Raw genomic sequence first — 7,428 nt, 5'->3', positions numbered from 1 at the left:
ATCAAGATCTACAAACAGGGCGACTGGTTCGATCTGTGCCGCGGCCCGCACATGACCTCGACCGGCAAGATCGGCAATGCCTTCAAGCTGATGAAGGTCGCAGGCGCCTATTGGCGCGGCGATTCAAACCGCGAGATGCTGTCGCGCATCTACGGCACCGCCTTCGCCAAGCAGGAAGACCTCGACGATTACCTGCATCGCATGGAGGAAGCCGAGAAGCGCGACCACCGCAAGCTCGGCCGCGAGATGGACCTGTTCCACTTCCAGGAGGAAGGGCCCGGCACGGTGTTCTGGCATCCGGCCGGCTGGACCATGTTCCAGGAGATCGTCGCCTATATGCGCCGCCGCCTGAAGGGCGATTATCAGGAGGTGAACGCACCGCAGCTGCTCGACAAGTCGCTCTGGGAGACCTCCGGCCACTGGGGCTGGTTCCGCGAAAACATGTTCATGGCGAAGTCCGCGGGCGATCACACCGAGGACGAGCGCGTCTTCGCGATCAAGCCGATGAACTGCCCGGGCCATATCCAGATCTTCAAGCACGGTCTGCGCTCGTATCGCGAACTGCCGCTGCGGCTTGCCGAATTCGGCATCGTGCATCGCTACGAGCCGTCCGGCGCGCTGCATGGCCTGATGCGCGTGCGCGCCTTCACGCAGGACGACGCCCATGTGTTCTGCACCCCCGAGCAGATGGCCGAGGAGTGTCTCAAGATCAACGACCTGATCCTGTCCACTTACGCCGATTTCGGCTTCGAGGGCGAGATGACGGTCAAGCTCTCGACCCGCCCCGACCAGCGCGTCGGTTCGGATGAAGCCTGGGATCACGCCGAAAACATCATGCAGGATGTGCTGAAGCAGATCGAGGCGCGCAGCGGCAACCAGAAGATCAAGACCGCCATCAATCCAGGCGAAGGCGCCTTCTACGGGCCGAAATTCGAATACGTCCTGCGCGACGCCATCGGACGCGACTGGCAGTGCGGTACGACCCAGGTCGACTTCAACCTGCCGGAGCGGTTCGAGGCCTTCTATATCGCCCCGGACGGATCGAAACAGACGCCGGTGATGATCCACAGAGCCATCTGCGGCTCGATGGAGCGTTTCCTCGGCGTCGTGCTCGAACATTATGCCGGGCACCTGCCGCTGTGGCTTGCGCCGAAGCAGGCGGTGATCTGCACCATTGTCTCGGACGCCGACGATTATGCTGCGGAGATGGCGCGCACCGCCACGGCCATGGGACTTCGCGTCTCGACCGATCTGCGCAACGAGAAGATCAATTACAAGGTCCGCGAGCATTCCCTCGCCAAGGTCCCTGCCCTTCTTGTCGTCGGCAAGAAGGAAGCCGCAGAGCGCACGGTGTCGATCCGCCGTCTCGGCAAGGAGGGCCAGCAGGTGATGCCGCTCGATCAGGCCTTGGCGATGCTGGCCGATGAGGCGCTGCCGCCCGACATCCGGCGCGCTCGACTCGCAAAGGTGGCGTGACTCGAATTTTTCTTTCATCATGCCCGGCGAGGTCACTTTCGCTGGGGAAGCATTGATGTCGGTCGAGCTGTTCAAGCTCGATGGAAAAGTGGCGCTGGTCACCGGCGCCGGGTCGGGGCTCGGTCGCGAGATGGCGATCGGGCTATCGGCCGCGGGCTGCGACGTGGTCTGCGCCGATCGCGAGAGGAGCTGGGTAACCGAGACGGTTTCGATCATCCAGAGCCGCGGTCACAAGGCGTCGCGCATTATCTTCGACGTCACCAAGGAAGACGAGATTGCCCATCTTGGGCGAGCGATAAAGAGCTCGCACGGCAAGCTCGACGTCCTGGTCAACAATGCCGGGGTCGCGCCCTATCCGAAGCGGCTGCACGAGGTCGATGCATCCGACTGGCGGCGCGTCGTCGAGGTCAATCTCAACGGGCCGTTTCTGGTGATGCGGGCCGTCATCCCCTTGATGATGGAAACCGGCGGGGGGTCGATCATCAACGTCGCTTCGCTGATCGGGCTCGGCGGCTTCTATCCGGGTTTTCCGGTGTCGGGCGTCGCTTACGCAGCGACCAAGGCCGGCCTCGCCGGCATGACGAAGCAGGTCGCCGCCGAATATGCAAAGGACAAGATCCGGGCGAATGCCATCGCACCCGGATGGCAAGGCGCCGGCACGCGGCTCGCCGATCATTTCAAGGCGGATTGGAGCGCGGAGGATCGCGAGCGCTTCGAGCAGGCCATCCTCTCCGGCACACCGATGGGCCGGCGCGGTGACGCCAAGGAGTTGCAGGGTCTTGTGATCTATCTCGCGAGTGACGCGTCGAGCTATGTCACCGGTCAGATCATTGCGCATGACGGCGGCTGGACCGCGATCTGACCCTTGCTTCAGGAATGAACTGAATCCACCGCCTTCGCGGGACATGACAAAATGGGCGATGCGATTTCACCTCAACCGAAATCGATCTACTTCGCCTCCCCTTCCCCCGTCAGCGTTTCCAGAAAGGCGACGAGATCGTCGCGGTCCTGTTCCGTCAGATCGATCGGATTGATCATCGGCGAGCGGCTGTCACGATCGATGCCACCCTTCACGTAAAGCGCGATCACCTCGCGCAGGGTCCTGGCGCTGCCGTCGTGCAGATACGGCGCGCGCAGCGCAACCGAGCGCAGCGTCGGCGTTTTGAAGGCGAACTGCATCTTCGGATCATGCTTCAATTCGCGGCCGCGCCCGCGATCGGTGGTGGTCGAGCCGACATCGTGGAATTGATCGTCGGTGAAGCGCCATCCGCGATGACAGGCGGAGCAACCCGCCCTGGTGTGGAACAGCACGAATCCGCGTTTGGCCGATTCCGGGATAGCGGCCTCCTCGCCTTTGATCCAGCGGTCGAACGGGGCGATGCCAGGCTCGATGGTTCGCTCGAAGGCCGCGAGCGCGATGACCACATTGTCGAGATTGATCGGTGCGCCAGGCAAGGCCCGGGCGAATTTCGCGACATAGCCCTCGTTCTTCCGAACCCGGGCGATGATGTCATCGACCTTCACCTCGTGCGGGGTCGCGAACATCGACATCGAACCCACGCCGATCGCGGAGACCGCTTGCGCTTCGAGCGTGGCATGCCGGCCGTCCCAATCGAAGGGCGGACGCGCGTGCCCGATGCCGAGCAGCGTCTGGGTCTTGCGTGCCGTCGGACGCCCCGAGTCGGTCGGGCTCCGCGCCTCGTTTGCGGCGAAGCCCAATTCGGGCCGATGACACGTCGCGCAGGCGGTGCGGCCGGAGGCGGAGATGATCGGATCGAAAAACAACTCGCGCCCCAGCGCAGCCAACGCGCGATTTTCCGGAGCGGTTGGCGGCGGGCGCCGATAGTGAGCTTTCATCTGATCAAGGGTTTCGGCGTAGCCAGGACGATCGCCCAGGCCGAACATCACGCCGAGCGCCACCGCCGCGAGCGCAGCCTTGCAGAACTGCGAGCGAGGGGAGCGTGGGTTCACGACCTCACCTCTTGGGTGTCAGCGCATTCAGCGCGCGACCACGGAAATTTCCCGATCAACGCCAGGCACGACGTTGAAGTCGTGCTGGAACGACCGGCCTTCGTTGCGCGCGATGACTCGATAATCGCCCTCGGCCAACACCACGCGCGGAAACGCGCCGATCGATTCCTTGATCACGTCACCGCCCGGCGTAAGCACCGACCATTGCGTATTGGCCAACGCTTCGCCGCCGTCGCTGGTGACGAGCTTGAGCGTGATCACTGCTGCGCGATGATTGACGGTCACGTCGGTGACCCGCCCGGCCTGCACCCGAATGTCCGATCGCACCACCGCATTGCCGTCGCCGTAATGCGAGACGATGTGGTACGTGCCCTCCGGCACCAGCATCACCTCGCCGGTCAGGACATTCTGCCCGAGGCGATGCTTGTCGCCCGGCTCGAACTGACTGCCCTTGTAGATGTCGAAGTGGATGTGCCCTGTCGGGATCCGCGCATCACCCACCTTGCCTTCGATGCGGATGCCCCCAGCCGGAATATCGAACACCTCACGCACCGTCTCAGCGCGCAATTGCACTTTTTTCAGCGCATGCGCATGACCCATGGTGACATGGACGATATAGCCGCCGGGCGGCAACAGCAGCATGGGCGCGGCGGACTTGTCTTCGCGGACCGGTCGCAACACGCCGGTGGGATCCGGGCGGTCCGGGAAGACGCGCCACAGAAGGCCGCCCGGGACCGGTGGCTGGTCACGGCCAAAACGCGCGCTCAGATGCAACGCGACCTGTCCCGCCGGAATACTCGGCGCGAGGGCTGGAAGCGGAGCCGGGGTCGGTGGTGCGGGCGGCCGCTCGACCTGGGCTGGCGGCGGGAGCGGTGCCACCGGCACGGGGATCGGCGCCGGAGGACGCAGCACCTCGGGCGATCCTGGCGCTGCGAGGTTGGCTGCCGGGGGCGGCGCGAGGCTCTGCGGTTCGCCGACGGACGGACTGGCCGGTGCCAAAGCATTTCCACCGCCTGTGAAGGGCTGACCGGATGACGGCAGCGCTCCAAGGCACAGCATTGCCACGGCAAAAGCCGTCCGCCTCCCTGCCGACACAGCCGCGGATTTCAAAGCCCTCATGCGCTCGTTTTCGGCGGAAATCGCGGCGAATTCAAGCCTGACAGGATTAGTCCACGAATTGTGCAACCATCATGGCTATGCTAGCCGCAGCATCATGCAAGACACGATTTCCCTCCTCAGCACGCGCCGCTCCGTAAAGCCGATCGAGTTGCGCGACCCGGCGCCGTCGGCGGCCGAGATCGACACGATTCTCACCATTGCCTCACGTGTCCCCGATCACGGGAAACTGACGCCCTGGCGCTTCATCCTGTTCGAAGGCGATGCCAGAGCCGCCATTGGCGAGACCATCGCCGCAGCCTTCAGCGCGGACCGGCCGGATGCGACCGCCGACCAGATCCAGTTTGAACGCAACCGGCTGACCCGTGCGCCGCTGGTCATCGCGGTGGTCAGTCGCGCGGGGCCCCATGTCAAAATTCCGGAATGGGAGCAGATATTGTCGGCGGGCGCCGCGACAATGAACCTTATCACCGCCGTCCATGCGCTCGGGTATGCCGCCAACTGGATCACCGAATGGTATGCCTACGACCCGCGGATCCGCGCGGCACTGGGCCTTTCCGATCATGAGCGCATCGCGGGCTTCGTCCATATCGGAAAACCCGTTCGGCCGCCGGAAGATCGACCGCGTCCACCGCTGTCCGAAATCGTGACCCGCTATCGCCGCTGATCGCATGTTCTACGACGCACGCATCAACGATCATGGCCTGCCGCGCGATCCATTCAAGGCCATCGTCGCGCCGCGTCCGATCGGCTGGATCACGTCGATGAATGCAAAGGGCGAGATCAATCTCGCCCCTTATTCCTTTTTCAACGGGGTCTGCAGCCGTCCGCCCGTCGTCATGTTTTCCAGCGAAGGGCAAAAGGACTCATTCGCCTTCATCCAGGAGACTGGTGAATTCGTCTGCAATCTCGCGACCTGGGATTTGCGCGATGCGATGAACAAGACGGCTGCGCCGATGGCGCGTGGCGTCAACGAGATGGCGGCCGCCGGATTGGAGCCCGCGCCTTCGCGCCTCGTCAAGCCGCCGCGCGTCGCGGCTTCGCCGTGCGCTCTGGAATGTGTCCTTTTGCAAATCGTGCCGCTCAACGACATAGACGGGCGCGCGCTCGACGCCTACGTCGTGTTCGGCCAGGTGATCGGCGTGCATATCGACGACCGCTTCATTCGCGACGGCTTCCTCGACACCGCCGCCATGAAGCCGATTGCGCGCAACGGCTACCTCAATTACGCCGTGGTCGAGAGTGAATTCCGGATGGTGCGACCGAACCGCGCATGAATCCCATCCTTGCTTTTTCACCATAGGCTGCAAATTCCGGTCGCGTAGCCTTGTCTCGATCGGTTGCCGCCGCGATGATGAGGGCGAGGTTCGAATCGTGCTGCAGACCATAATCCGTCGCGCCGCGAACGGTGACCGCGCGGCAGAGGCGACCACGGCCGGAAAGAAAGACGCGCCGAAACCCAATATCGGTCTGGCGTTGGGTGGCGGCATTGCGCGCGGCTTCGTCCATATCGGAATTCTGCAGGTGCTCGCCAGGAACGGCATCGAGCCGGACGTCGTGGTGGGAACCTCGATCGGTGCGGTTGCGGGCGCCTGTTACGCAAGCGGCAAGCTCGATGTATTCGAACAATGGGCACGCGGCCTTACCACACGGGGCGTGCTCGGCTATCTCGATGTCAGCCTCGGCGGATCAGGACTGATCGGCGGCGACCGCCTGGCGCGGCGTCTCGAAGAGGCATTGGGCGATGCCTTGATCGAGGACTTGCCAAAACGCTACGCCTGTATCGCTACCGAACTCGGCTCAGGTCACGAAATCTGGCTCACGCGGGGCCGCGTCGTCGATGCGGCACGCGCCTCCTACGCTCTGCCCGGCGTGTTTACGCCGGTGCGGCTCGGGGGCCGCTGGCTGGTCGATGGAGCGCTGGTCAATCCGGTGCCTGTCTCGGCCGCGCGTGCGCTCGGCGCAAGGCTCGTTATTGCGGTCAATCTGAATTCCGACATGCTGGGCCGCGGCGGCACAATTGCCGATCATGGACCTGACGAGACCGATGCGCGGCTGCTCTCGGAAATGCGCGCGCGTCCGGCGGGTATACGGCGCATTCTCAGCCCTGAATTCCTGCTCAAGCGGCAGCTGATCGGCGACAAGCACAGTCCGAATATCGCCAATGTCATGATCGATGCATTCAACATCATGCAGGATCGCGTGACGCGATCACGCCTTGCCGGCGATCCGCCCGATGTGATGATCGCGCCGCGCTGCGGCAAGGTCGGACTATTCGACTTTCATCGTGCGAAGGAAGCGATCGAGATCGGCGTTCAGGCCGCCGAGCGTGCGATCCCTGACATCAACGACGCGATCGCCGCCCTCACCTGAGGCGATCGCGTCGCATTAATTCGTTCGTCAAGCGGTCTGGATGTAATCGCGCATCGCGTCCTGTTCGAACTGAAGTTCGGTCAGCCGATACTTCACCACATCGCCGATCGAAATGATCCCTGTGAGCGCGCCATCATCGGTTACTGGAAGATGCCGGAACTTGCCGGCGGTCATTCGCTCCATCAGCACCGCGACCGTATCCCTCGGCGTGCAGGTCACGACCTTGCGGGTCATGACATCCGTCAATGGCAGTTGCAGCGCGTCGCCGCCGTGCTGCGCCAGGGCACGAACGATGTCGCGTTCCGAAAGAATCCCGATGATGCGGCCGCCGGCGCCGGTTACAACCAGCGCTCCGATCTTTCGCTCTGACAGGATCTTCGTGGCTTCCGCTAACGTGGCGGTGGGTGCGATCGTCGCAACATCGCGGCCCTTGGCGGAGAGGATCGACTTAACGATCATGGACGCCTCCTTTCGAAGCGGGCCCCGCGACGG

General features: G+C 63.6%; 8 protein-coding genes. 5 read left to right on the top strand and 3 right to left on the bottom strand.

Annotated features, from left to right (window positions below; translation table 11 throughout):
* Both thrS and VN004_RS17320 read left to right on the top strand, forming a co-directional pair.
* On the top strand, positions 1 to 1,476 hold a 1,476-nt coding region (thrS, locus tag VN004_RS17325), incomplete at its 5' end, for a threonine--tRNA ligase (protein WP_325612656.1).
* A gap of 55 nt (positions 1,477 to 1,531) precedes the next feature.
* Positions 1,532 to 2,338, top strand: coding sequence for an SDR family NAD(P)-dependent oxidoreductase (locus tag VN004_RS17320; RefSeq protein ID WP_325612654.1), 807 nt, complete (start codon positions 1,532 to 1,534; stop codon positions 2,336 to 2,338).
* A gap of 86 nt (positions 2,339 to 2,424) precedes the next feature.
* On the opposite strand, the gene VN004_RS17315 is transcribed toward VN004_RS17320, so the two are convergent.
* Together VN004_RS17315 and VN004_RS17310 are read right to left on the bottom strand one after the other, a co-directional pair.
* The gene (locus VN004_RS17315) at positions 2,425 to 3,447 is read right to left on the bottom strand and encodes a cytochrome-c peroxidase (RefSeq protein WP_325612652.1); all 1,023 of its coding nucleotides are present in this window, start codon (positions 3,445 to 3,447) and stop codon (positions 2,425 to 2,427) included.
* 27 nt (positions 3,448 to 3,474) lie between these two features.
* Positions 3,475 to 4,566 (bottom strand): hypothetical protein, encoded by a 1,092-nt coding sequence (locus VN004_RS17310; protein ID WP_414710340.1) that lies wholly within the window; start codon positions 4,564 to 4,566, stop codon positions 3,475 to 3,477.
* A gap of 94 nt (positions 4,567 to 4,660) precedes the next feature.
* Between VN004_RS17310 and VN004_RS17305 the strand changes: the two genes are divergently transcribed.
* The 3 genes from VN004_RS17305 to VN004_RS17295 all read left to right on the top strand — a co-directional run bounded on the left by VN004_RS17305 (position 4,661) and on the right by VN004_RS17295 (position 6,936).
* The gene (locus VN004_RS17305; protein ID WP_325612649.1) at positions 4,661 to 5,230 is read left to right on the top strand and encodes a nitroreductase; all 570 of its coding nucleotides are present in this window, start codon (positions 4,661 to 4,663) and stop codon (positions 5,228 to 5,230) included.
* A gap of 4 nt (positions 5,231 to 5,234) precedes the next feature.
* The gene (locus VN004_RS17300; RefSeq protein ID WP_325612647.1) at positions 5,235 to 5,840 is read left to right on the top strand and encodes a flavin reductase family protein; all 606 of its coding nucleotides are present in this window, start codon (positions 5,235 to 5,237) and stop codon (positions 5,838 to 5,840) included.
* A gap of 97 nt (positions 5,841 to 5,937) precedes the next feature.
* Positions 5,938 to 6,936: a patatin-like phospholipase family protein gene (locus tag VN004_RS17295; RefSeq protein WP_325612645.1), complete on the top strand. Its 999-nt coding sequence runs from the start codon at positions 5,938 to 5,940 to the stop codon at positions 6,934 to 6,936.
* A 27-nt stretch (positions 6,937 to 6,963) separates the two neighbouring features.
* Here the strand turns inward: VN004_RS17295 and VN004_RS17290 are convergent, their stop codons facing one another.
* Entirely contained in the window at positions 6,964 to 7,395 is a 432-nt protein-coding gene (locus tag VN004_RS17290) for a CBS domain-containing protein (protein ID WP_325612643.1), read from the bottom strand.
* Between the last annotated feature and the right edge of the window lie 33 nt (positions 7,396 to 7,428).

Source organism: Pseudorhodoplanes sp., from assembly GCF_035565855.1.
Classification (GTDB): Bacteria; Pseudomonadota; Alphaproteobacteria; order Rhizobiales; family Xanthobacteraceae; genus Pseudorhodoplanes.
Note: the sequence above shows the minus strand (reverse complement) of the source record. Positions and strands in the feature narration are given on the sequence as shown.